23 protein-coding genes are annotated in these 22,253 nt (G+C 43.3%); 18 read left to right on the top strand and 5 right to left on the bottom strand.

Annotated elements, in window-relative coordinates; all coding sequences use genetic code 11:
• Window positions 1–10 precede the first annotated feature (10 nt).
• Window positions 11–1,453: a hypothetical protein gene (locus EHR06_RS01020; protein ID WP_135755322.1), complete on the bottom strand. Its 1,443-nt coding sequence runs from the start codon at window positions 1,451–1,453 to the stop codon at window positions 11–13.
• Window positions 1,454–1,758: 305 nt separating this feature from the next.
• Here EHR06_RS01020 and EHR06_RS01010 point away from each other — a divergent pair, with 305 nt between their 5' ends.
• Entirely contained in the window at window positions 1,759–2,724 is a 966-nt protein-coding gene (locus EHR06_RS01010) for a sensor histidine kinase (protein WP_135755320.1), read from the top strand.
• On the top strand, window positions 2,721–3,461 hold the full coding sequence (locus tag EHR06_RS01005) for a LytR/AlgR family response regulator transcription factor (protein WP_135755319.1): 741 nt from the start codon (window positions 2,721–2,723) through the stop codon (window positions 3,459–3,461). The genes EHR06_RS01010 and EHR06_RS01005 overlap by 4 nt, the downstream gene beginning before the upstream one ends.
• Window positions 3,462–3,658: 197 nt before the next feature.
• Here EHR06_RS01005 and EHR06_RS01000 read toward each other — a convergent pair whose 3' ends face one another.
• From EHR06_RS01000 to EHR06_RS00985, 4 genes are read right to left on the bottom strand one after another with little or no spacing between them, the layout of a single operon-like run.
• Window positions 3,659–4,357: an SDR family oxidoreductase gene (locus tag EHR06_RS01000; RefSeq protein WP_135755318.1), complete on the bottom strand. Its 699-nt coding sequence runs from the start codon at window positions 4,355–4,357 to the stop codon at window positions 3,659–3,661.
• A gap of 10 nt (window positions 4,358–4,367) precedes the next feature.
• A complete protein-coding gene (gene corA / locus EHR06_RS00995; RefSeq protein ID WP_135755317.1) occupies window positions 4,368–5,369 on the bottom strand; it encodes a magnesium/cobalt transporter CorA in 1,002 nt (333 codons plus the stop codon).
• Window positions 5,370–5,413: 44 nt separating this feature from the next.
• Window positions 5,414–5,965, bottom strand: a complete 552-nt coding sequence (locus EHR06_RS00990) for a TetR/AcrR family transcriptional regulator (RefSeq protein ID WP_100768526.1) — start codon at window positions 5,963–5,965, stop codon at window positions 5,414–5,416.
• A 3-nt stretch (window positions 5,966–5,968) separates the two neighbouring features.
• A complete protein-coding gene (locus tag EHR06_RS00985; protein ID WP_135755316.1) occupies window positions 5,969–6,772 on the bottom strand; it encodes an aldolase/citrate lyase family protein in 804 nt (267 codons plus the stop codon).
• A gap of 237 nt (window positions 6,773–7,009) precedes the next feature.
• On the opposite strand from EHR06_RS00985, the gene EHR06_RS00980 reads away from it, so the two are divergent.
• From EHR06_RS00980 to EHR06_RS00905, 16 genes are all read left to right on the top strand, one after another.
• Window positions 7,010–7,366 carry a hypothetical protein gene (locus tag EHR06_RS00980; RefSeq protein WP_244288456.1) on the top strand — a complete coding sequence of 119 codons (357 nt, stop codon included), beginning with the start codon at window positions 7,010–7,012 and terminating at the stop codon, window positions 7,364–7,366.
• A 119-nt stretch (window positions 7,367–7,485) separates the two neighbouring features.
• Window positions 7,486–8,481 (top strand): signal peptidase I, encoded by a 996-nt coding sequence (lepB, locus tag EHR06_RS00975; RefSeq protein WP_244288455.1) that lies wholly within the window; start codon window positions 7,486–7,488, stop codon window positions 8,479–8,481.
• 4 nt (window positions 8,482–8,485) lie between these two features.
• A complete protein-coding gene (locus EHR06_RS00970; protein WP_135755314.1) occupies window positions 8,486–8,719 on the top strand; it encodes an AtpZ/AtpI family protein in 234 nt (77 codons plus the stop codon).
• Window positions 8,720–8,730: 11 nt separating this feature from the next.
• Window positions 8,731–9,084: a hypothetical protein gene (locus tag EHR06_RS00965; protein WP_135755313.1), complete on the top strand. Its 354-nt coding sequence runs from the start codon at window positions 8,731–8,733 to the stop codon at window positions 9,082–9,084.
• A gap of 113 nt (window positions 9,085–9,197) precedes the next feature.
• Window positions 9,198–10,244 carry a F0F1 ATP synthase subunit A gene (gene atpB / locus EHR06_RS00960; protein WP_135755312.1) on the top strand — a complete coding sequence of 349 codons (1,047 nt, stop codon included), beginning with the start codon at window positions 9,198–9,200 and terminating at the stop codon, window positions 10,242–10,244.
• Between the two features lie 45 nt (window positions 10,245–10,289).
• Window positions 10,290–10,580 (top strand): ATP synthase F0 subunit C, encoded by a 291-nt coding sequence (atpE, locus tag EHR06_RS00955; protein WP_008595212.1) that lies wholly within the window; start codon window positions 10,290–10,292, stop codon window positions 10,578–10,580.
• Window positions 10,581–10,582: 2 nt separating this feature from the next.
• Window positions 10,583–11,110 (top strand): F0F1 ATP synthase subunit B, encoded by a 528-nt coding sequence (locus EHR06_RS00950; RefSeq protein WP_086446200.1) that lies wholly within the window; start codon window positions 10,583–10,585, stop codon window positions 11,108–11,110.
• Between the two features lies 1 nt (window position 11,111).
• The gene (gene atpH, locus EHR06_RS00945; RefSeq protein ID WP_135755311.1) at window positions 11,112–11,672 is read left to right on the top strand and encodes an ATP synthase F1 subunit delta; all 561 of its coding nucleotides are present in this window, start codon (window positions 11,112–11,114) and stop codon (window positions 11,670–11,672) included.
• A complete protein-coding gene (gene atpA / locus EHR06_RS00940) occupies window positions 11,662–13,176 on the top strand; it encodes a F0F1 ATP synthase subunit alpha (RefSeq protein ID WP_086446202.1) in 1,515 nt (504 codons plus the stop codon). The genes atpH and atpA overlap by 11 nt, the downstream gene beginning before the upstream one ends.
• A gap of 13 nt (window positions 13,177–13,189) precedes the next feature.
• A complete protein-coding gene (atpG, locus tag EHR06_RS00935) occupies window positions 13,190–14,050 on the top strand; it encodes an ATP synthase F1 subunit gamma (protein WP_086446203.1) in 861 nt (286 codons plus the stop codon).
• A 21-nt stretch (window positions 14,051–14,071) separates the two neighbouring features.
• Entirely contained in the window at window positions 14,072–15,475 is a 1,404-nt protein-coding gene (atpD, locus tag EHR06_RS00930) for a F0F1 ATP synthase subunit beta (protein WP_135755310.1), read from the top strand.
• 3 nt (window positions 15,476–15,478) lie between these two features.
• Window positions 15,479–15,859, top strand: coding sequence for an ATP synthase F1 subunit epsilon (gene atpC / locus EHR06_RS00925; RefSeq protein WP_020771277.1), 381 nt, complete (start codon window positions 15,479–15,481; stop codon window positions 15,857–15,859).
• 192 nt (window positions 15,860–16,051) lie between these two features.
• Entirely contained in the window at window positions 16,052–18,727 is a 2,676-nt protein-coding gene (locus EHR06_RS00920; protein WP_135755309.1) for a hypothetical protein, read from the top strand.
• Window positions 18,728–18,729: 2 nt separating this feature from the next.
• The gene (locus EHR06_RS00915) at window positions 18,730–20,967 is read left to right on the top strand and encodes a GAF domain-containing protein (RefSeq protein ID WP_135755308.1); all 2,238 of its coding nucleotides are present in this window, start codon (window positions 18,730–18,732) and stop codon (window positions 20,965–20,967) included.
• 338 nt (window positions 20,968–21,305) lie between these two features.
• On the top strand, window positions 21,306–21,635 hold the full coding sequence (locus tag EHR06_RS00910) for an ArsR/SmtB family transcription factor (RefSeq protein ID WP_135755307.1): 330 nt from the start codon (window positions 21,306–21,308) through the stop codon (window positions 21,633–21,635).
• Window positions 21,622–22,104, top strand: a complete 483-nt coding sequence (locus tag EHR06_RS00905) for an SRPBCC family protein (protein ID WP_135755306.1) — start codon at window positions 21,622–21,624, stop codon at window positions 22,102–22,104. Before EHR06_RS00910 ends, EHR06_RS00905 begins: the two co-directional genes overlap by 14 nt.
• The last annotated feature ends 149 nt before the right edge of the window (window positions 22,105–22,253 follow it).

Raw genomic sequence — 22,253 nt, 5'->3', positions numbered from 1 at the left:
AAATATCTCCTTAAAATTCGATGGTGGTCCAAAGAGTTAACTCTTTGGTCAAGCGGCCATAGGATACTATCCCGTTATTTACACCGCCTTGGAATTGTTGTACATATTCCGCTTTGGTCCTTTCGTTTCCGGACCCGTCCACATAGGATTGTTCTCTTCCCCCATCCTTATCTCTGTTCCTGGATTCCGTGTACCCAATGGAAACACGTAAAGAATCCGTAATATTCCATTCTGCGAATATGGAACCTCTCCTGAAAGAAGAACGAACGGAATAACCGGAAGAATTTACCAGAGGTCCTATCGTATTGGTTTGTATATTCCAATAATCCGACTCGGGACTTCCCGGCATGATCTGATTGATTTGAGTTCGGTTTGCGGATAGCACTCCGTCTTTTCCGCTTCCTCCTTCTAATCTTCCCACGATCCTAAAATCTCCCCATCCTAAAGACAACCAGGCGTAAGCAGCAGTTCCTGTGGAATCCAAACCAGGAGTCACCGCACCGAAAGGTTTGGAAACATCCCGGACTTCTCCGCCTTTTTGTTTTCTGAACACGTATCCAAGTCCGAAGTTCAGAATTTTTTTACGATCAAAATTAGCTTCTACAGCATAAGAGTCACTTTCTAAGGAACGAACATCTTTTCTGAGGCTGGTTGCGGGGTTATTATCCGAGGCAAGACATGCTGTTCCTTCCTTACAATCGGAAGAAGCGGCGCCTGTTAAGTTAGCCGATCTATAAAAGAAATGAAGTCCGATACGATTCTCTTCTCCTATTTTAGGTTCATAAGAAACTCTGGAAGAAAGATCGAAACCTGTGGAGTCGGTGTTTTGGGTCTGTCTGTAACCTTCTCCATTGGAGAGAACTGCTTGGACGGATAAAGTATCCCATTTTCCGGTCCCACCTAACCCGATATCGGCGGGAGCAGGAGCGAAGCCCAGACTTTCAAGAGGTCCTTTATCTACATATCTCCATCTCCAATAATTTTTCCATTGGGTGTATGTATGTGGGAGTTCTTGCATTCCGAACGTTAGTGAATACTCTCCGAGTCCTGTTTCCCAGGTCTTGCGTATAAGTGCCCTTCTGATCCCTAAAATATAAGGATTGGATTTAACTCCTCCATCCATTCTTGTGTCCGCGCTTACTTGAGCAGAACGTAATAATTCTCCCCATAATTCCAGGCTGATACCGGTTTCCTTAATTTCTTTATTAATAGTCAAAAGTGTCCAAGGAGTGGAGAAGCCTGGCTCTTCATTCGGATATGTATTAGTAAGACCGGAGCCGCCGTCCCTCATTCTCTGGTTATAAGAAGGGGAGAGGATACCGCCTATCTTCAAACCGTAGAAGCCGTCCGGTTCGTCTTTTTTAGTGGTAACGATCTCCTCTGCGGATAAACTTACGGATCCCATAATAAAACATGCAGTGGTGATCAGTTTTCGAATAGATGTCTTTTTCAAAGAGGTCCCCCTCGATTACTTGCCGACAAAAGTCGTAAAGAAAAAATTTCGTTTAGATAAACTTATACTGACTCTCTTGTCTACCAGACTTTGTATTTAACAAACGGGTCGATCCGATTTCTGTAGTTCTCATTCGATTGGAATAAACGATACTTTCCCTGGAATAAGATTGTAAAAAGGGAATCGACGGGTTAAAAGAATACAGGATCAGTGGAGTCGGGACCGGAAAAAACTTTTCGACCATTCTTTCTATGCGCACTTTTAAGATATTGTTCTGGTTAACAATCAATACGGTGATCGGCACAATGAATTCGTTGTTAGTCGCTCATAATTCCAAAGCGCCTTTTTGGAAGGTGTTCTTGGCTACCCAGGTGACCACACATTGTGTATGCTCCATTGTGGAGTTTTCGGTAGAATTCCTGAATCGAATGAACAAAGGTGCATTTTTTACGGGTGCCTTTCTGGTGGTCGCTTCTGCAATCGCATCCGTTTTGGGAGTCGCGTCAGGCGGGATCATCCATGTATTATTATTGGCAGGAGAAGGTGTAGAAAGGCCTCACGGAGGATCTTATAATATTCTTCTAAGCAGCTTAATACTAGCCTTATTCATTTCTTTCTTAGAAAAATCCATGCAGATCCTGATAGAAAGAAGGAAGAAGATGGAAAGTGAACTGAAAGACATCCAATACAGGACCTTTCAGAACCGGATGGACCCTCATTATCTATTCAATACTTTGAATACCATACATTCTTTGTTAGTAACAGACCCTCAAAAAGCGGATAATGCTTTAATTTTACTCTCAGAAACTTATAGATTCCTATCAGATAGGATTTTCGAAAAAACCATACCTTTCTCGGAAGAATGGGATTTTACGGTAAATTATCTGGAACTACAAAGGATCCGATTTTCGGATTCTTTGACGATCAAGATCAAAAAAGTGGGGGACTTTTCCAGACTTAGAATTCCCCCTCTCACATTACAGCCGTTAGTTGAAAATAGTTTTAAACATGGATTAGAAAATCGTTCCGAGGCAGGGATATTGGAGATCAGCGCCGCCGAAAGTTTCGGAAGAATAAAAATAGAGATCAAAAATAATGGGAACGAAAAACAAGAACATCATTTGTTACCTGAGTATAAAAAATCCGAATTCTCTCGCACCTTAAATAATATAAAATCCAGGTTGGAGTATAATTTCGGAGAAGCGGAACTCAAATTAGAAAAAGATAAATCCGGGATCACCACATTAAGATTGGAATTCGCATCAAGATGAATAGCGTGCTATATAAGGTTTTAGTGATAGAAGACGAGGTCCCTGCCAGGGACCTTCTCCGCAAATTTTTAGAAAGCTGGCCCCAGTTCGAAGTAGGCGGGATCGCAAGAACAGGCTCCCAGGCAATCGATCTTCTCAAAAAAGAAAAATTCGATCTGGTATTTCTGGACATTAATCTTCCGGAAAAAACAGGATTACAGGTTTTGGAGGAAATTGGGGACAATCTTCCGGTACTGGTATTCACTACCGCATACAGAGAGCATACACTCAAGGCATTCGAAGTGGGAGCCTGCGACTATCTTCTGAAACCTTACACAAAGGAAAGATTTTCCGCATGTATGGAAAGAGCTCTTCATCATCTGCAGCTAAAATCAATTTCCAGTTCGAGAGCAAACGGTGAGCCGGATCCAGTATTCGTTTTTCGTGATGGAGGTTTGATCCATCGAGTCTTATATGCGGATCTATATTATCTTACCGCAAATGGAAAACGTTCCGTCCTTCATACCAAGGATGGAGATTATGAAACCGCTAAGCTTCTCGGCGACTTGGAGAAAGAATTACCAAAGACGGATTTTTTACGCATCCACAGAAAACATATGGTGAACCGAAATCTTGTATCCGCGGCAAAATCCCAAGCGGGCGGTGCATATACAATTTATCTGAAAGACGAGGATGAGACCAATCTTCCTGTCGGAAGAGAATTTGTGGAAGGAGTCAAGGGGCTTTTTGGGAAGTGACTGGGCGGCTCCTCGCTTCGCTCGGACCGCGAAGCGAGTCGGTGGCCGTAAGGCCAAACGAGTCTGAAGCCTAAATCAAAACCGTCAATATAAACCGAAAGCATAGCTAAGATTAACACTCTGCATTCTGCCGCGAGGAGAAGAAAATGCAACGTAGGAATTCCAACAAACAAAGTCTCCTCTGTTCCCGCACCTTTCTACCAAGGAATCTCTTTCTTATCTCTCAGAAAAATCCCGCTCGGCCCGCTCTTATCCAAAAGTGCAGCCCAAACGATAGTCTCAGCACCATGTTCCACGGAACGAGTTGCTGACTTGCCACCCATATCCGTTCTTACCCAACCCGGACAAACTGAATTCACTTTGATATCTTTTTCGGAAGATTCCGAATGAAGAATTCGAGTAAGAGCATTCAAGGCAGTTTTAGAAATACGATATGCGGAATAGCCTGAACTCATATCATAAAGTTGACCCATACCTGAGCTGACATTTACGATCCTGCCATAGCCGTTCTTCTTCATCACACCTAAGATCTTTTGAGAAAGAAGAAAAGGTCCGATCAAGTTCGTATCCAAGGTTCCTTGCAACATTTCTAATGTAGTGTTTTCGATAGAACCACTGTCCAAATACACACCGGCATTATTCACTAGTATGTCGATTTTAGGATACTTCGCTAGAACATCTTTCAAGAAAGATTGGATGGAATCCGGATCGGAAACATCCAGTGCAAATGTTTCTGCGGAGCCGCCTGATTTTTGGATGGAAGATGCGGTTTTTTCAGAATCTTCTTTTTTGCGGGAAGCGCATAGGATGTGGATCCCTGATTTGGAAAGTTGTTTGGAAACTTCTTCGCCTATGCCTCGACTCGCGCCGGTTACGATTGCAATTTTTTTGTCCATAAGACTTGGACTAATCTTTGAACCAATTTTTATATTTAAAATATAAAATCATACTTCCAGGAATGGCGAGCATAGTGGCAAGGGAGACACTTAGGATAAGCTTGTTCCCATACGGTAGGTCCGCAAAATTCATCCCGAAAAACCCTGTCAAAAAGGTGAGAGGCATAAATATCATGGAAACCAGTGTCAGTCGTTTGATAATATCGTTCGTTCTCTGGGAAAGAATGGAAAAATAAGCATCCATTGAGTTCCCGATCAGATCCCTGTCCATATCGATGGTCTCTACGAGCCTGCTCAAATGATCGTAAACATCCCTGAAGTAGAACCTAACTTTTTGTGAGAGAAATTTATCTTCATGCCTCATGATCAGATTCAGAACTTCCCTCTGAGGAGAAAGGACCCTTCTCATCCGCACAAGATTCCTTTTCACATATAGAATATTCGTAATGAAGTCGGGCTCTATCTCGCTGATCAGGATCTGGTTTTCCAGATCTGTGATCTGTTCTGAGATCTGGTCTAAGATCGGAAAATTAGAATCCACCAAAAGATCGAATAAAAGATAAAGAACATGATCCGTTCCCTTAGAGGCAAAATTCAGCTCAGTCAGAGTTCTATGCCAAAGAGAATCGATCAAAGGTTCCTTATGTTCATGAACGGAAACAATAAACTTACGATTGAAAAATACATGGGTTTCCGTAGCGGAAAAAGACTGCTCTCCTTCCGATCTGAAACTATGAAGAACTATAAAAGCATGATCCTCATAATCTTCGAACTTAGGCCTTTGGTTCCTATTCACACAATCTTCTATCGCAAGATCGTGGAAACCGCAGTTTTTAGATAAAAAGATAAGATCTTCCGAGGTAGGATTTTCAATATCGATCCAGACCTTCTCTTTGTTCAGGGTTTTTGCCAGGGAAAAATTTTTCTGGAATGCAGTATCCGTTTTACGCGCAATCGCCTTAGAAGAAGGATTTTTTTCTTTGGGAGTAGGGAAGGAAAGAAAACGTATCATTTGATTTTACTAATACGGATCTTTTCGGAGAGATTTTTTAAACCTTAGGTATTCTCTAATGCGTAAACTATATACGCTCGGAAATCTTCCAGAGTGAATTCTCTCTTATTGGTCAAATGATTGATCATATAACCGATGATAGCAGATGTAAGATTTTTCACTTCGAATTCGGTATAATTCGGTTTTAAGGCGAGGATGATCTTTTTGGAATTTTCATAAAAGATCAGATTCACTAGATGAATATTCCGTTTTTTTAATCTATGTATCTTGGGTTGGAGCATAAGGCTCCAATACAAACGAAGATATTCTTCATTTTCCTTAACAAGTTTAATGATTTGTCCGCCTAAAAATTGGATCAACTCCGCTCTATTCTCAGTAGAATTCAATTTTTCAGGCAGATATTTTTTTAGGATCGTATCATGGGATTCTATGATCCCTTCTAAAATGGATTCCTTGGATTCGAAATAACGATAGGCAAGACCCAAAGACAGACCGGCTCTCTGGGCGATTTGCCTCATGGTAGAGCCGTGATACCCTTGTTCTGAAAATAATTTGAGGGAAGTTCTAAGGATTAAGTCTCTTGTATCTTTGGCCATTGTTTACCGAATGGAATAGAGAACCTTTCTGGAGCCGATCCTTTCCCGATTGGTTTCCATTCTATTCTTATAACCGTAGGCCTTCTCAGGTTTTAAAAGAGAGAATAGATCATACAATTCTATTTCGAATTGCAGCATAATTTCCGCTACTTCTTCCGGAAATTTTTCCAAAGATTTCATAGCGTCCACACAAACATGTCTGGAGTTGATCTTATCAGGACGTATCTCTTCCGCGATCTTTCTGAAATTTTGTTTAGTGATCGTTCCGCCAACGGAAGTTTTTTTACCTCTGTCTTTGGAGATAGCAATGATAGTGCGAGTGACTTTCATCACTTCTTTATCATCAGGGATCATTCCCATAGAAGAGGAAAGATCCGATCTTGCAGCAGTCACTTGATCCAAGTCTTCGAAAGCACTCGAGTCGGCGATCTCTAAAAGATTTTTATAACCTGTGATAGTCTCCAGGTTGATCGCCTTAGTCACCTTGGAAAAAGTCACAGGGCTAAGCATACTTTTAAGAGTAGAAATAAAATTTTTGAGAGCGTAAGAAGATTCGATCATAGGCGCGGAAATACCTTCGATCTCTTCTTTAGCAAGCATACGGATATCTGTTCTAGCTTCCGGCCCACCGATCTTCACAGTGACCGGAACCAAATCTTTGGCCACGATATGAAGCGCTCGGATCTCGTCAGAATCCATATCTTCCGTTTCCGTGCCTCCTTTCAATCCTACGATAGGATAACTCTGTTTCAAAGAAATCAGGTGGCGGCGAAGTTCGATAATTTTGCGGTCTATCTGCTCTTTCACATTTCTAATATCGTCCTTTTCGAAAAAACAGTAAGGATTTTTAGCAAAAAAGCTTGGGCCGCGTCTTCGCCAAGCTCAGACCGTGCTCTCACCTCCGGTCAAAAAATCGCAAAAACGATTTTTTGACCCCGGCTCGATCACTCGCGGGTAGTAAAACCATAATCCCTCCGTGACTCAGTGCCTCTGCGTGAGCAAAAAATAGGAAAATTTCACACGAAGCAGCAAGGTGGAGAAGGAATGGAACTTATTTCCGATCGCATAGGTCTGATAAGGTTCGCAGAGACATTTGAATCGGGGATCCTATTGCTCAAAAAACTTCCTATTTTACCGACCCTTAGTTTATTTCTCTTTTTCCAATGTTCCGGGGAGGACATAGACGAGCTGAAAGGAAAAAAGAAGGAAGAATTCAATCCGGTTGCTAACTATTTTGTTTGTCTCACTACGACCCAGTATTGTATCGATCAAAGTGGAGAAGATTGTTTTATAGTCAGAGATAATCCTCGCTATTTTGACCCGGACGGAGGTGGGGTGGAAAAATTATGTTTTGATAGGACTGCTGAAACATACCTAGTCACCGAAACAGGTGGCATGTAAATCGATTCTCCGTGGACTCGTGTCCTCTTCCTCTGCGTTTTAGCACCTCTGCGTGAGTGGAACTTTGTGTCTCAATCTTCCGAATTGACGGGAAATACCGATACCGTTTCAATAGACCTATGAGCCAGCCGAAGGGCAGTACCTTTTTGAAAAAACTTCCAACTTGGATCCAGGAAATATTCGGAGAAGAATCAGTAGATTCCACTCTTTCCTTCTTTTTTATCGTTTTATTAGTCTTAGCTTTTAAATCCTCAGTTTTGGATGCGAATAATATTCCTTCCGGATCCATGCTCCCTACTCTTAAGATAGGGGATTTTTTATTCGTAAATAAGATGAGATATTCTCTCAGACTTCCATTTACGGATATAGAACTCAAAAGATATGATGATCCTAAAAGAGGGGATATCGTAACCTTCATCCCTCCGGATGGAGCAGTGTCTCCGGAAGAGAAAGAAGGTTGGTTCCCTAAAAGATTCGTAAAAAGAGTGATCGGTCTTCCCGGAGATCGTATACGTATCGTAAAGGTACTGCATGAGAGAGATGGATTTCCTACAGTCTATGGTAAAATAGAATATATGGAAAAAGGAAAAACGGACTTCTCCGCTTACGATTTCAAGGATGAAGAAAAGGGAAATCTATTCGATGACCTGGACGACGATGCGGCAGTCCAATATTATCTTTTTAAAGAAAAGAAACCGGACTTCGAACATTATGTGATCGAGGGAAATACCCGTCCTTATACCCACGAATTCAAAGACGCAGAATGTTTTCAGGTCACAGGTTGTGTGATCCCAGAAGATCATTATATGATGATGGGAGACAATCGCACAAATTCGTCCGACTCCAGATTTTGGGGATTTGTACCAAGAGACAATATACTCGGAAAAGCAGCATTAATCTATTTCTCCATCAATTGGAAAGACCATGTATGTGCTTATAAAAGTGCAGAAGATCTAGGACAGAACGGTGACTCTGCCCAAAAATACGATCCGGAAGAATTTAGGTCTAAGTGTGGGGATATAGGTTCTAATATGAACTGGTTCAAAAGCACTATATTCTATAGAATTCCTAGAATGCAGGTACGTTGGTATCGTATCGGGACCGTATTGGAATAATAGAATGGACGAACCTGACCAAAAACCTCCTGAAAAAAAGGACGCTTCTCCCTGGCAGCTCGCTAGCGTCGGGACAGAGTTTGCATTTATCATCATTGCTTCCGTTTTTATAGGAAGGTATCTGGATGGACGTTTCGGTTGGTCTCCTTTCGGGATCCTGTTCGGGGCGATTTTCGGATTCGGTTACGGGATTTATTATCTTCTCACTAGAGTTTCCCAATTCGACAAAAAGGACTAGCGGTCTTTGGGATGAAGGACTCTGACGGTGAATTACAACCTAAAAAGTATTATTTAGGTTTTGTAATCCTTCTTTTGATTCTTGGGCTTTGCTTTCGATTCTATGAGCTAGGAATCCCAGGCTTTTGGAAGGGAATTGTAATATCTCTTATACTCTCTCTATTCATTTATAATTTTAGATTTTATAACCTTTGGAAACATTCCAAAGAAGGATTTTTGTTCCAATTTGGAACGACTGTTCTGTCTTTTTTTATTCATTTAGCCGTTTTAGTACTGTTTATCTGGAGAGGGGAAAGCGAAGGTTTTGTGATCGGTTTTTTTATTGCCCATTTCGCCAACCTTTTAATATTGGTATTCGCAAGGTGACCCCTTAAAACGCCATGAAAGACGTTTTAAAGTGACTTTGCGGGAAATAGAACCCTGGGTGGTGCTCCCAAAACTCTTCTTTCCTGTCGTTTACGAGAGGATCCTTTACAAGTATGTTGAAACAAATCTTCGCAACCGCATTATTATTGTTCTCACTTCCATTATTCGCTTCCGAGGGAGAAGCTGCTAAACCTTTCGATCTGAACGAGGTATTGGTTCACCACTTGATGGACCATGCAGAGTTCCCTTTTAATGTGGGTGGAAAGAAAGTTTTCGAAGGACGTGAAGGTTTTGATCCTCATGCAGAAAACATCTTCGTAGATCATTCTACCGGTCATAGATTCCATTTCGTCGGCGGTATAGATCTTCATATCACTCGTCGTGTTACGATGATGTGGATCGTTTCTTTCCTTCTTCTAATCGTATTTATTCCAGCGGCTCGTTTGATCGCAAAAAATCCTTTAAAGATACAAAGTAGATTCGCAAACGCAGTCGAGGCTTTCATCAGCTTCCTGAAAAAAGATGTGGTGGACGCAAACACAGACGGTCACGGACATTCTTATTATCATTATATTTTCACATTATTCTTCTTCATTCTATTCTGTAATTTGATGGGACTCATTCCTCCGGTAGGAGAGGTGATCCAACTTGGAATCGAATCCGTAAACGCAGGAGAAGAAGTTCAAGTAGCACATTCGGATGCGGGTCATCACGAACCGATCTGGATCGCAAAAGTTTGGAACGGTATTACAGTAACTGGTGATGTTTCCGTTACCGTTACACTCGCACTCATCACTTTACTTTTGATCTACGGAACAGGATTCGTTTACCAAGGACCTAAGTTCATTCTTCATTCCGTTCCGAATGGAGTTCCTGCACCTTTATACCTCCTAATGTGGCCGTTGGAGTTTATCATCTCTCCACTTGCTAAAGCGTTCGCACTCACCGTGCGTCTTTTGGCGAACATGACCGCTGGACACGTAATCATATTAGCGTTGCTCGGATTTATCTTCCAATTCCAATCTTGGGGAGTTGCGCCGATCTCGGTTTTCGGAGCTACCGCGATCTATTTCTTAGAATTATTCGTGGCCTTCTTACAGGCTTACGTTTTTGCTCTTCTAACCTCGCTCTTCGTGGGCTCGAGCATGCATAGGCACTAATTTTAATTATAAGCGTTTTGATTTCAAATAGGAGAAAGTAATAAAATGGAATTCGGACTAGGTTACATTGGAGTAGGAATCGCAGCTGGACTCGCTATTTTAGGCGCAGGACTCGGAATTGGAAGAATCGGTGGCTCTGCTGCTGAAGGAATCAGCCGTCAACCTGATGCAGCTGGTAAAATCCAAACTGCAATGATCATCTCTGCAGCCCTTATCGAAGGTGCGGCTCTGTTCGCAATCGTTATTGCGTTCCTCGCAGGTGGAACTCTAAATACAGCAGTTAGCAAAGCATCTGCTGCTAAAACTGAAGTTTCTGCACCGGCTGAAGGTAAATAATCTTGTTTCTCTTGGCAGCTGACAGGGGATTAGGCGCACTACTAGACGTTAATCCGGGTCTGATCATTTGGACCCTGATTACCTTCACGATAGTCGTCATTATCCTTAAAGTTTTCGCTTGGGATGTGATCCTCAAGGCTCTGGATGAGAGAGCTGAGACCATCCAAAACGATATTCGTAAGGCTGCTGACGTACGTTCCGAGGCGGAATCTCTGCTGAAAGATTATGAAACAAGAATCGCTCAAGCAAAAGACCAAGCTAACGGAATCGTAGCGGAAGCCAAATCGGACGCTACTAACCTGAAAAACAAAATGTTGGATGATGCTTCGAAAGAAGTGAAGGCTCTTAAAGATACTGCACTGAAAGATATCGAACTAGCAAAATCCAAAGCATTGGCAGAACTCCAAGGACAGATCGTAGACATGACCGTTCAAGTCGCGGCACTGGTTCTGGAGAAACAGTTAAAAGCGGACGATTACAAGTCCTTTATCGAGAACGAGTTAGGCAAGATCAAGAAACTGAGCGCGTAATATGAGCTATTCTGCGATCCCAAAAACATACGCGGCCGCTTTTGCGGACGCTAGTTCTTCTCCGGAAGAAGCCGAACAGGAATTGGATTCTATCGTAAGTATTTTTAAGATAGAACCTCAGTTCCGCGATTTTTTCGATACCCCTTCCGTTAAAAGGGAAGATAAGGAGGCGGTTCTATTAAAGACCTTCCAGGGGAAAATTTCGGAAATCACACTGAACTTTTTACAGGTGCTTCTTCGTAGGGGAAGATTTTCATTTCTTTCCGAAATTCACGAAGCTGTCCAAGAAGAACTGGATCGTAAAGCAGGAAGAGTTCGCGCGAAAGTCAAAAGTTATCCCGCTATGGATGAGGCTTCTCTCTCCAAATTAAGGGAAGTATTAAAAGAAAGATTCAAATCGGAGTTCATCTTGGAAGCAAGTGAAGATCCGAGCCTTCTCGGAGGTTTCGTGGTCAGATTCCAAGACTTGGCGATCGACTCTTCCATGAAAAGCCAACTTAAGAAAGTAAGGCAAACCTTGCTGGACAGCAAATTACCGGTCGGAGTGGTGTATGAAAATTAAAACAGACGAAATTACGTCGGTCCTCAAACAGGAAATTTTAAATTATAAAAAAGATCTGGGTGTCGAAGAAGTCGGAACTGTTCTGGAAGTAGGGGACGGTATCGCTCGAGTTTTCGGTCTCAGAAACGTGATGGCTGGAGAACTCGTAGAATTCCAAAACGGGGTTCGCGGTCAGGCTTTCAACTTGGAAGACAATTCCGTGGGTGTGATCATTTACGGAGATTATAAAAACATCCGTGAAGGATTCTCTGTAAAAAGAATTGGAAAAATCTTAGAGGTTCCGGTAGGACCGGAAATGCTCGGACGTGTGGTAAACCCACTCGGTGAGCCTCTGGATGGAAAAGGACCAATCAATACCAAACATACTCGTGCGGTAGAAAGTCCTGCTCCTGGTATTTCTAAAAGACAACCGGTAGAAGAACCTCTTCAAACTGGTATCAAAAGTATTGATGCAATGATCCCGATAGGCCGTGGCCAAAGGGAGTTGATCATCGGAGACCGTGGAACCGGTAAAACTTCCATCGCTCTGGATACGATCATCAACCAAAAAGGTTCCGGAGTTATCTGCGTTTACGTAGCGATCGGACAAAAAGCTTCCACTGTAGCGACTATCGTGGAAAAACTAAAAGCGGTTGGAGCCCTGGATTATACCATCGTGGTTTCCGCAACTGCTGCTGATCCTGCTCCTCTGCAATACATCGCGCCGTATTCCGGCTGTTCTTTCGCCGAATACTTCATGTATAACGAGAAAAAAGCTACCTTGGTTGTTTATGATGACTTATCGAAACAAGCGGTTGCTTATCGCCAGATGTGTCTTCTTCTTCGTAGACCTCCGGGCCGCGAAGCTTATCCTGGAGACGTATTCTATCTTCACTCTCGCTTATTAGAAAGAGCCGCTAAATTGGACGAAAAATATGGAGCAGGTTCCTTAACCGCGCTTCCTATCATCGAAACCCAAGAAGGTGAGGTTTCCGCTTATATTCCGACTAACGTGATCTCGATCACCGACGGTCAGATCTATCTGCAATCCAACTTATTCGCATCCGGGGTTCGTCCTGCAGTGGATGTGGGTATCTCCGTATCTCGTGTGGGGTCTGCCGCTCAGATCAAAGCGATGAAACAAGTCGCCGGAAAAATGAAATTGGAATTAGCTCAGTTCAGAGAGTTGGAAGCATTTGCTCAACTTGGAACCGATTTGGATCCAATCACTCAGGCTCAGTTGGACAGAGGATATCGCATCGTTGAGATGCTGAAACAACCTGTTTCCAGCCCATATCCTGTCGAAGAACAAGTGGTCGAAATTTTCGCGGTAACCAGAGGACATATGGACAAGGTCCCGGTTCCTAAGGTGAGAGAGTTCGGAGCACATTTATTAAACGTTCTTCGCACACAACAACCTGAAGTATTGAACGCTATTCGCACCGAAAAGAAAATTTCGGACGAAGGAAAACTGGGAGAGGTCATCGCCTCTATCGCAGCCGACTTTGTTAGGAACCTGAAGTAAGCGGAGAAAAATCTTGGCTACACCTCGGGAAATAAAAAAACGGATCAGCTCCGTTAAGAACACTCGGAAGATCACTCGAACTATGGAAATGGTCGCTACGGCTAAATCCAAAAAGTTGAGCGATCGGGTGAACGCGTCCCATCCATTCTCTAATAAAATTAAGGAATTGGTGGGAGCGCTTGCATCCCTTGCTTCCGTAGTAAAAAGTCCTTATTTAAGAAAACCGAATACGATCCGTTCGATCGCTCTTCTTGTGATCACTGCAAACAGAGGTCTTTGTGGAGGATATAACTCCAAGACCATCCGTTTAGCAAAAAATCGCATCCAAGAATTGAAAGATCAGGGCGTGAATGTTCGACTTTTTGTCGTAGGTAAAAAGGGAATTTCCTATTTCCAATTCGCAAAAGAGAAAATAGAAAAATCCTACACTCATATCGACGACAAGTCCGGTTACAAGGAAGCGGAAGAATTTGCGGACTTCTTCTTGGGTCTATTTGCAAGTGAAGAAGTGGATTCAGTGGAAATTATCTCCACAGTTTATCATTCTTCTGCAAACCAAGAGGCTGAAGTTACTAAGGTTCTTCCGTTCGAAGCACAAGGAGAAGCTAACGTAGGTTCCAATGTTCTGTATGAGCCAAGTCCGGCTGATATTTTGGAATCACTTCTTCCTTTAGTGGTAAAAACTGCATTTTTAAAGGCGATCTTGGAAGCGAATTGTTCCGAGCAGATCGCAAAGCGCGTGGCCATGAAATCCGCAACGGACGCGGCCTCCGAGATGATCAAACTTCTGACCCGCGGTTATAACCGTATTCGTCAGGCGAAGATCACTCAGGAGATCTCGGAGATCGTAGCGGGTGCGGACTCGCTAAACTAGTTCTGGTATTGGAGTACTTGGATGAGCAAAGGTAAAGTAAAACAAATCATCGGATCCGTTTTGGATATCGAATTCGAGTCCGGACATCTGCCCGAAATTTTTAACGCGCTTGAAATCGACGCGGTCGTAGACGGCAAAAAGGAAAAAATTATCGCCGAAGTGCAGCAGCATATCGGTGGTAGTGCAGTAAGAGCGATCGCTCTTTCTTCCACTGACGGCTTGGTCCGAGGACAGGATGTTTCCGATACAGGAGCTCCTATTTCCGTTCCGGTTGGGGATGTAACCCTCGGAAGGATCTTTAACGTTCTGGGAGATCCAGTCGATGAAGGCGCTCCTATCCAAGTGAAAGAGCGTAAGCCTATTCACAGAGCGGCTCCAAGTTACGAAGACCTTTCTCCTAAAACGGAAGTATTCGAAACAGGGATCAAGGTTATCGACCTTCTTGCACCTTATATCAAAGGTGGAAAGACCGGACTCTTCGGAGGAGCCGGAGTAGGTAAGACAGTTCTTATCCAAGAGTTGATCAATAATATCGCGAAACAACACGGTGGATTCTCCGTATTCGCAGGTGTTGGCGAAAGAACTAGAGAAGGAAACGACCTCTGGAGAGAGATGAAAGAATCCGGAGTTATCAACAAGACCGTTCTTTGTTACGGTCAGATGAACGAGCCTCCTGGCGCTCGTCTTCGTGTCGCTCTTTCTGCACTTACAATGGCGGAACATTTCCGTGATTCCATCGGAACAGACGTACTACTCTTCGTAGACAATATCTTCCGTTTCTCCCAAGCGGGATCGGAAGTATCGGCTCTACTCGGACGTATGCCTTCTGCGGTAGGATACCAACCGACTCTTTCCACAGAGATGGGTGCTCTTCAAGAGCGTATTACTTCCACTCGTAAGGGATCCATTACTTCCGTTCAGGCGATTTACGTTCCTGCGGACGACTTGACTGACCCTGCTCCTGCGAACGCGTTCGCTCACTTGGATGCAACTACGGTTCTTTCTCGTGCGATCTCTGATAAAGGAATTTATCCTGCGGTTGACCCACTCGATTCTACTTCCCGCGTGATGAACGCAGAAGTTCTGGGAGCGGAACACTACGGTGTTGCTCGTGAGGTGCAAAGGATCCTTCAGCGTTATAAAGATCTTCAAGATATTATCGCGATCCTTGGTATGGACGAACTTTCCGAGGATGATAAGGTTCTTGTTGCGAGAGCAAGAAAGATCGAGAAATTCCTTTCTCAACCTTTCCACGTAGCGGAAGTATTCACAGGATCTCCCGGAAAATACGTAAAACTTGCGGATACAGTTCGCTCTTTCAAAGAGTTGATTTCCGGAAATTGCGACCATCTTCCAGAGCAAGCCTTCTACATGGTAGGAACCATAGAAGACGCGATCGAGAAGTCCAAAAACCTGAGAGCATAATCGATGGCAGCCAAGCTAGACGTATCGGTAATCTCTCCAGAAAAACTACTCTTCCACGGCGATGCGGACAGCATCGTCGTGCCTGGAAGCGAAGGGTTTTTCGGAGTGTATCCGGGCCATACATCTCTTGTTTCCCTGCTTGGGATCGGCGTATTGGAAGTCCGACAAGGAAATAAAACCAAAATCGCCGCAATCGAAGGCGGGTTTTTCGAAGTAAGAGACAATAAAGTTACGATTTTGACGGACCACGGCAGCCTGAAAGAAGATATCGACCTTGCAGCCGCCCAAAAAGCCCTAGAAGAAGCGGAAGCTCTTCCTGCCTCCAGCGAGAAAAATACTCTCGTCCTAAAAGCAAAAACCCGAATTTTAGCAGCTTCCCGCTAATATTTAGGGGTTCCAAATTCCGAAAATTATAAAGGGACACTTCTATCGGTTCAGCCGAAAGAAGTGTCCCATAAATGAGAGAAGGTCTTCTAATATAGAGGACTTGCCTCGAAATTTTTTCGGATTGTATTTCCTGCAACTTAGGAGATCCTCCGAATTAGACAGACGGATTTTTAGAATACTGTAGGAAGCATGGCGGACGATTTTACGATAGACGAGGGAGAGGGGTTTCCAGCCGGAAATGGAGAGGATTTTGATCCGAGTGAAATGAGCTTGGACGAAATAGATTCTCTCTTGGCTAGCGATGGGGATTCCTCCGATTTTAATTTCGATTCCGTTCCGGGAGATTCTCCAGACAGCGAAGGCTTTGAGGAATTACTCGCTTCCTCCGGAGACGATTATCCGGATGATATTCCGAACTTCGAACCGGAAGAAACGGATTTCGGTTCAGACCTAAGCCAATTAGATGAGTCTGTCCATCTGGACGAAGATTTCGATTTCGAACTCACAGATCCGATGATCGATGCTGAGATCGACAGACTTCTGGATATTGACGATGATCTATCTCCTTCTACATCTTCTTCCTCCGCTCCTTCTTGGAAAGAATCTAGTCCTTCTACTTCTTCCGTAGAAGATCATGAGGAAGCATTCGGAGACTTAGGCTCCTTGGACCTGGGAGATTTTTCTCAGCCTGGAGAAGTGCCGTCTTCCGCATTCCATTCAGACGACCAACCATTCGATTGGGGCGGAGAAGGTTCCGACCAAGACGAGGTAGTCGGACTCTCGGACGCAGACTTGGATGATGAGACACCTATCTCACTTTCAGATGACGAATTACATAATATTGATATAGGTTCCAATCTTGCAGACTTCTCCATGGACGAAGAAGAAGTTTCCGCGCCGGAAGATTCAGGTTCCAAAACATTCGAAGACGAAATCGTTTCGGATGACGAAGGTCCGATCTCGCTCTCCGAACATGAGTTAGACGATATCATGGCGGAAGACTTCAGTCCGAATATGGAAGAAGAAGGATTCGGAGATCTTGGCGGAGACGATATATCTACTCCTTCTTCCGAATTGACCGAAGACATTAATTTCGAAGGCGAAGAAGAGAAAGACATCGCACTTTCCACGGACGAATTGGATCATCTTTTAGAAGGTGATCCTTCTTTAGAGAGCAAAAATTCTTTCGATGAGATGGGAGATTTTGGAGATCTGGATCTTGGTTCGGTTTCCGAAGAGCATACTTCTTCCTCTGATATAGAAGAAGCAAACGAGCCGATCGCACTCTCCGACGACGAATTAGGCAATTTATTATCCTCAGGTGATGAGGACGAGATCGAAAGTATCCAACTAGACGATCTTGATTCTGTAGGAGCTCCTACTGCAGAGTCGGAGTTTGGAATGGAAGAAGATACTGATCCTTCTTCTGAACTAGACCTAAGCGATTTTAATTTTGATTCAGAGCCTGAAGAGGCCAAAGACGAATTTGGCGGAGAAGAGGAGTCTATTTCTCTTCCTGTTTCAGATTTCGACAATTTCGGAATGGGAGAAGAAGAAAATCCTCTGGATACAGGATTGGATCTGGGAGATTTCGAAGACAATGCTAAGTCCGAAGAAAAAGCATTCGAAGAATCTTTAGGGGACTTCACTTCCGCAAGCGATGAGGACATTTTAGGAAGTTCCGATTCCGATCTGCTGGGCTTCTCTCCTACGGAAACTTCCGAAGAAGATTTCTTCTCCGAAAGTTCCGATCCGGACGAACCGATCGCACTTTCAGACGACGAACTTGGAAATCTATTATCATCCGGAACAGAAGAGGAAGAAGAACATACCGGAACTTCTTTAGATCTTTCCTCCGACTTAGATGATAACGAACCGATTGCACTTTCAGACGATGAACTCGGAAACTTACTCTCCGGAGAAGAGGAAACAGTCTCTTCCTTGGATTCGGAAGAAGACGAACCGATCGCACTCTCAGACGACGAATTAGGAGACCTATTATCTTCCGGAGAAGAAGAAGCTTCGGATGCGGATATATTTGCGGATGCTCCACCTGAGGAACATGAAGACGCTGCTCCTGTAGAATTCGGAGACTTCAGTTTAGATGCAGAAGCGGATGAACCTATCGCACTTTCTGAAGACGAGTTGGGACATTTATTGGAAGAAGAGCCTGAAGTAGATACCGCTTCTTCCGATCTAATGGAAGATTCTGACGAACCAATCTCACTTCCGATCAACGAGTTAGACGATATAGGGACACCTGACGTATCTACCGATTATGATATAGATTGGGACGGACCTGTTGCGGATCTCAACGATCTTGGCACAGGAGAAGAGAATTCCGTTGCCGCACCTTCCGATTGGGATCTGGGAGAAGGAGCGGATGAGCCGATCACATTATCCAATGACGAATTAGGGAATTTACTCTCGGATGAAACTCCGCAAGAGGTGGATTCAGAGGACTTGGACCAATTATTATCTTCTCCTCCTGAAGCAAACGACCTGAACGCATTGGGCTCCTTTGAAGATGATATCCAAATTTCAGGTTTGGATTTTGCAGAAGATGTGGGCGGGGAGATTATCCCGACTATAGAAAAATTGGCTCCGGAATCGGAACTGAACTTTATCTTGGACGAGTATGCCGACGAGAATGAACTTTCTCCTCTGGAAGAGATCCGCCAAGCAGGAGCTGCTGCAGAAGAAGTCGAAACCGGTGAAGCAACTCCTACCCAAGATGAGATGAAACGAATTCTTCTCTATCTGGATGAGTTACTCGGAAATCTTCCGGACGATATGATCCGTGACTTCTCTCGTTCCGACTATTTCGAACTTTATAAGAAATTAATGAAACAAATCGGCGTTTGACGATGGGTCTATTAGACAAGGTCACTCGTCTTATTCGTTCCGGGAATTTGGAATCCGGAACTAAATCATCTTCGGTTGCAGTTTCCGGAGATGAAAAACCTTCTCTTTTGAAAAAATCCATGGCAGTACGTGCCAAAGGCCTTTTAGAAAAGGCAATGGATTTTGGCGGAAGAAAAGAGAAGGCATCTTCTGCCTATGAAGACCCTACTAACTTCGAACCTGCGACTGTCTCCACTTCCTCTGATGAAGATTTTAGTTTTGATTCTCCTTCTGCAGATTTCGGAGATATTGATTTCGGAACAGAAACTTCAAATGAAACTTTCGGAGGAGAAGATTCAGATTCGGAAGTTTCTTTCCCAGACTCCGCTTTCGGCGAGGAAAGTTTTGGAGAAGATGTAAGCAGCGACTTTGATCTTTCTTCTACAGACTTCGGTTCTTTTACGGAAGAAGAATCGGATTTTGGAGTAGATCCCGACCTCGGATTGGGTTTGGAAGATTCGGATCTGGGTGCGGACTTCGGAGATCTTCCGGAAGAAACTCAACACAAAGGATTATTGTCTAAAGCGGAAGAAGCAAAGGAAGAAGAGAATATCCCTCTCGGACTTTCTAAACCGGATGCGATTCAAGATCCATTCGATGATTGGGTTAAGGACGCGGAAAACCAAGCAAGCCAAGAAGCAACTCGTCCTTTCAGTAAAGAGCAGAGCGATACCGAGAACGCACAGTTCTTATTCGATGATGATTCCGATTATTCTACGATGCCGATCGATCTACAGATCGCTTCCCGTAAAAAATTGGAGAACTATTTATCTGCATTCGAAATCTCTAAAGAGATTTCAGCTTCCAAAGATTTTACCAACTTCTTCGAGAACTTAAGTTTCTCTATCCAAGGGCAGATCGGTGCCGAATCAATCGTAGTCTTCTCTTCTACAAATGGAGAATACGATGTGCTCAGAGTAGTGGAGGCCCAAGGTATCGGAGCGGATCCTGACTGGGTTTTAGAGGTTGGGGACGAAAGTTACCAAGCTGCATTAAAAACACCTTCCGTAGTATATGCGAAAGAGATCTTAAAACATTCTCCTCCTAAAAAAGAGAAAGAGATCCTAGAAAAAACGGAAGCAGAGATGCTCGTTCCGATCCGTAGTTACGACGAGTTTTATGGAATTATAATATTAAGCAAAACGGTCGCAGGCGAAGACTATACGATCGAAGACCTGGAATTTTTGAAGATCGTAGGAGAAATGGCAGGATCCGTATTAAGAAGGATCATGGACTTGGAAGCGCTTCACCAAGAAAACGATCGCCTGAACCAAGTTGTCAAGAGTAACGAAAGAATACTCGCTACAGCAAGAGACCTGGCCGGAGTCCGAGATATGGACGAGGCATATGATTATTTAGTCGAAGTATTAAAAAAGGAGCTCGGGCTAAGACGTTGGAGTTTCCTGCTTTTAGATAGAAGCACCAGAAAAGAATACAAAGTATTCGGAACAAACTTACTTACACCGGATACTTCCGGAAAATTTAGATTAGGATTGGATTCCAATTTAGTTGGAATAGTCGCTAACGTTCCTGGAGTATTCAGGATCGCAAATTTCAGAAAAAATCCAGAGCTATTATCTCAATTGTCCAACGATGAGATCGGACTCATGCACGATTTCGACATTCTTCCATTTTTAAACCTGAATTGGCTTGTGGGAATGTTATTCATCCACGAAACGGAAAGACCTTGGACAGATACGGATCGAGAAACCGCAGTTGGTATTTCTGAAATTGCATCTCCGGTACTTTCTAATTTATTAATGTTGGAAGAAAGAGACGCGGTATTCAGAGATCCGTTCAGTCCCGTAGAATCCAGAATAGACGAAGCAATCTCAAGAGCCACTAAGATAGGAACTCCTTTCAGTCTTACTGTTTTCAAGGTCCAAAACACAACTAGAATGGTCCGAATCAAAGGCGCCGGTTTTTTTGCTCATTATTGCGAAGAACTCAGAGCGTCCATCCAGGAAAATCTGGGAGAAACGGATTATTGTTATAGAGTCGGCCAAGGAAAATACGTAGTTGTCCTCGATGGAAAAGATAGGGAAGAGACCCAGATCGTAGTTCGTAAGATCCGAAACAGAATCGTAGAATTGGATAGAAAGAACAAAGACTTCCAGACTTCTACGGCCAACCAAACTCTTTGTTATCCTGCGGATACCAGAGAGAAAGAAAGAATGTTGGAACTAATAGAAGAATCCTGATTTAGTTTATCTGGATGATGCCGTAGGAGTTCCTACAATGGTTCAAGCCGGCGCCCCCACCCAGATTCGGGTGGAGGAGGAGGGCCTCGTGGGAGAGTTCGTTCTTCGCTTACCACAAAATTCTCCTTTTGTCAACAAAATCCTCCACCACAAACTCATGTTGGAATTCCAACATCGCTAACTACTTCTCTAATATTCCCTTCTTAAGCCAAAATCCGACCAGCCTTCGAGTCCCGGTTCCTCTTCTAATAAACCGATCTCTAAGCCCTCATTCCTAAAACAAAAAATCTATTATTTAAACATTGACTTAATTAAATAACTGTTTAAATAATAGATTTATGAACGCTTTCGCCGCTCTTGCAGACGATACAAGAAGAGAAATAGTGAGATTGGTGGCCAAAAATGGCGAACTCACCTCGACCGAGATCGGGCAAAATTTTAAAATAAGCGCACCTGCTATTTCTCATCACTTGAAAGTATTAAAGAGCGCCAAAGTTCTGAACATGAAGAAGGAAGCGCAAAAACGTATCTATAGTCTTAACGGTCCGAGTATTAACGAAATGGAAGATTGGTTATTGGATATCATCGATCTATGGAATAAGCGTCTGGATAAATTAGATCGATACGTATTAAAGATCAAAAAGGAGAGAACCCGTGATAAAAAATAACGTGGAAACAATTATAGAAGGTAACAAGGTCATTTATAAAAGATATTTCGACGTACCAACGGAACTTCTCTTTGAAGTATGGTCGATCCCGGAACATCTTGCGGAATGGTGGGGACCTGACGGATTTACATTAACCACTAAGCGTATGGATTTTACCAACGGTGGAATTTGGGAATTTATTATGCACGGGCCGGACGGACATGATTATAAAAACAAGATCCAATTCACCGATATCAAAGAACCTCTTCACATTCACTATAAACATCTAGGTGATGGAGAAGGTGATCAGGACGTCCATTTCGAATCAAAAATTATATTCGAAGAAGTTGGAGAAGGCACAAATCTTATAATGGAGCAAATTTTCCCGAGCAAAGAAGAACTGGAAAGAGTGAATGAAAAATACGGTGCGATCGAAGGCGGCAAACAACATATCGGCAACCTTGGAAAATACTTGGAAAAACTGAAATAATCAACCGGCGATCTTTTGCGAAGAGTGAAATTGTAGGAGTTCCTACAATTGTATTAAGATCGCCCCCACCCTGGTACAAACCGGAGACATGGGTAACAAAATAGACCGGGAACATAGGTAACACTAAACGTATGCAAAGGAGGGTTAAT

It is taken from the genome of Leptospira dzoumogneensis, assembly GCF_004770895.1.
GTDB classification, from domain to species: Bacteria; Spirochaetota; Leptospiria; order Leptospirales; family Leptospiraceae; genus Leptospira_B; species Leptospira_B dzoumogneensis.
The sequence above is the reverse complement of the archived record's forward strand: the minus strand, read 5'-3'. Positions and strand labels throughout refer to the sequence as shown.

Excerpts from the sequence above, each read along its gene's own strand:
- atpB (WP_135755312.1), top strand. The coding sequence starts at position 9,198 with ATGTTGAAACAAATCTTCGCAACCGCATTATTATTGTTCTCACTTCCA.
- EHR06_RS00990 (WP_100768526.1), bottom strand. The coding sequence starts at position 5,965 with ATGGCCAAAGATACAAGAGACTTAATCCTTAGAACTTCCCTCAAATTA.
- atpD (WP_135755310.1), top strand. The coding sequence starts at position 14,072 with ATGAGCAAAGGTAAAGTAAAACAAATCATCGGATCCGTTTTGGATATC.
- EHR06_RS00915 (WP_135755308.1), top strand. The coding sequence starts at position 18,730 with ATGGGTCTATTAGACAAGGTCACTCGTCTTATTCGTTCCGGGAATTTG.
- EHR06_RS00910 (WP_135755307.1), top strand. The coding sequence starts at position 21,306 with ATGAACGCTTTCGCCGCTCTTGCAGACGATACAAGAAGAGAAATAGTG.
- atpA (WP_086446202.1), top strand. The coding sequence starts at position 11,662 with ATGAAAATTAAAACAGACGAAATTACGTCGGTCCTCAAACAGGAAATT.
- EHR06_RS00970 (WP_135755314.1), top strand. The coding sequence starts at position 8,486 with ATGGACGAACCTGACCAAAAACCTCCTGAAAAAAAGGACGCTTCTCCC.
- atpE (WP_008595212.1), top strand. The coding sequence starts at position 10,290 with ATGGAATTCGGACTAGGTTACATTGGAGTAGGAATCGCAGCTGGACTC.
- EHR06_RS00980 (WP_244288456.1), top strand. The coding sequence starts at position 7,010 with ATGGAACTTATTTCCGATCGCATAGGTCTGATAAGGTTCGCAGAGACA.
- EHR06_RS00920 (WP_135755309.1), top strand. The coding sequence starts at position 16,052 with ATGGCGGACGATTTTACGATAGACGAGGGAGAGGGGTTTCCAGCCGGA.
- EHR06_RS01010 (WP_135755320.1), top strand. The coding sequence starts at position 1,759 with ATGAATTCGTTGTTAGTCGCTCATAATTCCAAAGCGCCTTTTTGGAAG.
- lepB (WP_244288455.1), top strand. The coding sequence starts at position 7,486 with ATGAGCCAGCCGAAGGGCAGTACCTTTTTGAAAAAACTTCCAACTTGG.
- atpC (WP_020771277.1), top strand. The coding sequence starts at position 15,479 with ATGGCAGCCAAGCTAGACGTATCGGTAATCTCTCCAGAAAAACTACTC.
- atpH (WP_135755311.1), top strand. The coding sequence starts at position 11,112 with ATGAGCTATTCTGCGATCCCAAAAACATACGCGGCCGCTTTTGCGGAC.
- EHR06_RS00965 (WP_135755313.1), top strand. The coding sequence starts at position 8,731 with ATGAAGGACTCTGACGGTGAATTACAACCTAAAAAGTATTATTTAGGT.
- EHR06_RS01000 (WP_135755318.1), bottom strand. The coding sequence starts at position 4,357 with ATGGACAAAAAAATTGCAATCGTAACCGGCGCGAGTCGAGGCATAGGC.
- corA (WP_135755317.1), bottom strand. The coding sequence starts at position 5,369 with ATGATACGTTTTCTTTCCTTCCCTACTCCCAAAGAAAAAAATCCTTCT.
- EHR06_RS01005 (WP_135755319.1), top strand. The coding sequence starts at position 2,721 with ATGAATAGCGTGCTATATAAGGTTTTAGTGATAGAAGACGAGGTCCCT.